This is a genomic window from Saccharopolyspora sp., from assembly GCF_017434145.1.
Taxonomy (GTDB): Bacteria; Actinomycetota; Actinomycetes; order Mycobacteriales; family Pseudonocardiaceae; genus Saccharopolyspora_C; species Saccharopolyspora_C galaxeae.
Map to the genome: position 1 here is coordinate 1 of NZ_JAFRFW010000565.1, position 3,142 is coordinate 3,142.

Annotated in this window: 2 protein-coding genes; both read right to left on the reverse strand. The window is 72.8% G+C overall.

The features are described from left to right. Positions 1 to 1,797, reverse strand: a 1,797-nt coding sequence (locus tag IJH84_RS15555) for a beta-ketoacyl synthase N-terminal-like domain-containing protein (protein ID WP_295145691.1), incomplete at its 3' end; no start/stop codon positions are given. A 73-nt stretch (positions 1,798 to 1,870) separates the two neighbouring features. Continuing rightward, the gene (locus IJH84_RS15560; protein WP_295145693.1) at positions 1,871 to 3,022 is read right to left on the reverse strand and encodes a beta-ketoacyl reductase; all 1,152 of its coding nucleotides are present in this window, start codon (positions 3,020 to 3,022) and stop codon (positions 1,871 to 1,873) included. Positions 3,023 to 3,142 lie beyond the last annotated feature (120 nt).

The window sequence follows — 3,142 nt, forward strand, 5'->3', positions numbered from 1 at the left end:
CACTGCGTCGGAGCCCCAGATCACCTCGTGCAGCGGCGTTTCGCGGTGCTCGTCCAGCGCGGCCAGCACCTCGTCCAGCGCTTCGGCGAACACCGGGAAGCGGGCGTGCAGTTCGCGGCCCATGCCCAGGCGCTGCGAGCCCTGACCGGAGAACAACGCGGCCAGCGGGCCCGGACCTGCGGTGCCACGGGCGATCTCGTGCACGCCGGATTCGGTGCGCACCAGGACGGCGCGGTGTTCGAGCGCGGCCCGCGCTGCCAGCGAGAAACCGACGTCTACTGCGGGGGTTGCGGGATTTCGCTCGTGGAACGCGGTGATCCGCTCGATCTGGGAGTCCAGCGCCTCGGCGGTGCGGGCGGACACCGGCCACGGCACGACCTCCGGCCGCAGCGGCTCCCCTCCTGCGGATTCGCCTGCTGTGCGGGAATCGCCGTCCTCCGGGGCCTGCTCCAGCACGACGTGCGCGTTGGTGCCGCTGATGCCGAACGACGAAACTCCGGCGCGGCGCGGCCGATCCGCCGCGGGCCACGCGGTGCGCTCGGTGACCAGCTCCACCGAGCCGGTGTCCCAGTCGATGTGCGAGGACGGCGAGCTCACGTGCAGGCTCGGCGGCAACTCGCCGTGCCGCATCGCCTGCACCGTCTTGATCACCCCGGCGACTCCGGCCGCGGCCTGGGTGTGCCCGAGGTTCGACTTGACCGAGCCCAGCAGCAGCGGCCGTTCGCGCTGCTGGCCGTAGGTGGCGAGCACGGCCTGCGCCTCGATCGGGTCGCCGAGGCTCGTCCCGGTGCCGTGCGCCTCCACGGAGTCCACATCGGACGGTCCGAGTCCGGCCGCGCTCAACGCCTGCCGGATAACCCGCTGCTGCGCCGGGCCGTTCGGCGCGGTGAGCCCGTTCGAGGCGCCGTCCTGGTTCACCGCCGAACCGCGCAGCACCGCCAGCACCGGGTGCCCGTTCCGGCGCGCGTCGGACAGCCGCTCCGCAACCAGCACGCCCACGCCCTCGGACCAGGACGTGCCGTCGGCGTCGTCGGAGAACGCCTTGCACCGGCCGTCCGGTGCCAGCCCGCCCTGCCTGCTGAACGAGGAGAAGTTCGCCGAAGTGCTCATCACGGTCACCCCACCGGCCAGCGCCATCGAGCACTCGCCGGAACGCAGCGACTGCGCGGCCAAGTGCAGCGCCACCAGCGAGGACGAGCACGCGGTGTCCACCGTCAGCGAAGGACCTTCGAGCCCCAGCGCGAAGGACAACCGGCCGGACAGCACGCTCGCGGCCATGCCGGTGGACGCGTGGCCTTCCATGTCCTCGCGGGAGGCCAGCAGCAGGTGGATGTAGTCCTGCCCGGTGGTGCCGATGAACACGCCGGTGCGGCTGCCGCGCAGGCCCTCCGGGTCGATACCGGCGCGTTCCAGCGCCTCCCACGACACTTCGAGCGCTTGGCGCTGCTGCGGATCCATCGCGACGGCCTCGCGCGGGGAGATGCCGAAGAACTCCGCGTCGAATTCACCCGCACCGCACAGGAATCCGCCTTGCGTGGTGGCACTGCGCCCGCCGCCGAGCGCATCGAGGTCCCAGCCGCGGTCGGCCGGGAAACCGGAGATCGCGTCGCCGCCATCGGCCACCAGGTCCCACAGCCGCTCCGGCGAGTCGGCGTCGCCGGGGAACCGGCAGGCCATGCCGACCAGTGCGATCGGCTCGTGCCGCCCGGATTCGGCTTCCTGGAGCCGTTGCCGCGTCTCGTGCAGGTCCGCGGTGACCCACTTCAGGTAGTCGACGAGCGTGCTTTCGTCCGGCATCGTCGGTGCACCTCCCTCTCTGCCGATGACGGATCCCTCGGCCGCCGGTCCGCGCGGGGATCGGCGACGGTGCTCAGCCCTCGGTGCGCCTGCCGAGTTCGTTGTCGATGAACGCCAGCACTTCGTCGGCGCTGGCCGTCCGGATGCGGTCGTCGACCTCTTCGCGGTCCTGCCGTGGCACTTCGCCGCACCGGTCCAGCAAGCCGCGCAACCGGACCGCGACCTCGCCGCGGAGCTGCTCGGACGGCGTTGCGCCGTCGAGGGCGCGCTCCAGCCGGTCCAGCTCGGCCAGCGGGTCTCCCGCCGCCGGTTCCGCGCCGCCGAACTCCGGCGCGAGCAGCCGCGCCACCGCCAGCGGCGTCGGGTGGTCGAATACCAGCGACGAGTGCAGCCGCTCCCCGCTGGCCGAGCTGAGTCGGTTGCGCAGCTCGACGGCGGTCAGCGAATCCACGCCCAGCGCGCGGAATTCCCGCTCCGCGCCGACGGATTCGGCCGACGAGTGGCCGAGCTCGGCCGAGGCTTCGCTGCGCACCAGCTTCAACAGCTCCTGCTCGCGGCGCTGCAGGTCGAGCCCGGCGAGCCTGCCGGTGAGGCCGGACCGCGCCGCGGAGTACGCCCCGGCGGCCGCGCGGCGGGCGGGCTTGACGAGCCCGCGCAGCGGCGGAGGTACCTCGCTACCGGGGCGTTCGACCGTGCCGGTGGTGCCCAGCGGCACGACCACCGGCTCGTGCGATCCGAGCGCCGCGTCGAACAGCGCCAGCCCGCGTTCCACCGGCAGCGGCGGGACACCGTTGTCGTTGATGCGGCGCAGATCCCGCTCATCGAGCTCCGCGGTCATGCCGGTGCGCTGTTCCCACGCACCCCACGCCAACGACACCGCGGGCAGCCCGGCGGCGCGCCGGTGCGCGGCCAGCGCATCGAGGAACACGTTGCCTGCCGCGTAATTGGCCTGCCCGGGACTGCCCAGCACGCCGGAAACCGAGGAATAGACCGCGAACGCGGCCAGATCCAGGTCGGCGGTGAGCTCGTGCAGGTGCCAAGCCGCGTCGACCTTCGGCCGCAGCACCGCGGACAACCGCTCCGGGGTGAGCGCGCTGAGCACGCCGTCGTCCAGCGCCCCGGCGGTGTGCACGACGGCGGTGAGCGGGTGCGCGCCGGGTACCGAAGCGAGCAGTTCGCGAGCGGCGGCGCCTGGCGCTGTCGCTGCGCGCGCATGCGTCCACATGACGACACTGTGGGCGGTATGGCGCCGCGACCTGGCGCAGTGTCCACGGTCGCACCGCCGGGTCGTGGACTAGTCATGATGCGCATCCCTTCCCATGAACCACGTATCTCCCCAGTGCGC